Raw genomic sequence first — 223 nt, forward strand, 5'->3', positions numbered from 1 at the left:
CGCCGGCCTGAGCGCGCTTGCGGTACTCGCCCCACTCGAAGCTCTTGATCTCAGCCTTCACGCCGATCTTGGCGAGGTCGGCCTGCATGAGCTCCGCGATGCGGCGGGCGTTTGGGTTGTAGGGACGCTGCACCGGCATCGCCCACAGGTCGGTCTCGAGACCGTTCGGATAACCGGCTTCCGCCAGAAGCTTCTTGGCCGCTTCCGGGTTGTACTCGTCGTC

Annotated in this window: 1 protein-coding gene; it reads right to left on the reverse strand. The window is 65.5% G+C overall.

Annotated elements, in window-relative coordinates:
* Positions 1–223: ABC transporter substrate-binding protein (locus E4K09_RS19905; protein ID WP_244610607.1), on the reverse strand; the 223-nt coding region annotated here is incomplete at both ends.

The organism is Microvirga pakistanensis (assembly GCF_004458765.1).
GTDB classification, from domain to species: Bacteria; Pseudomonadota; Alphaproteobacteria; order Rhizobiales; family Beijerinckiaceae; genus Microvirga; species Microvirga pakistanensis.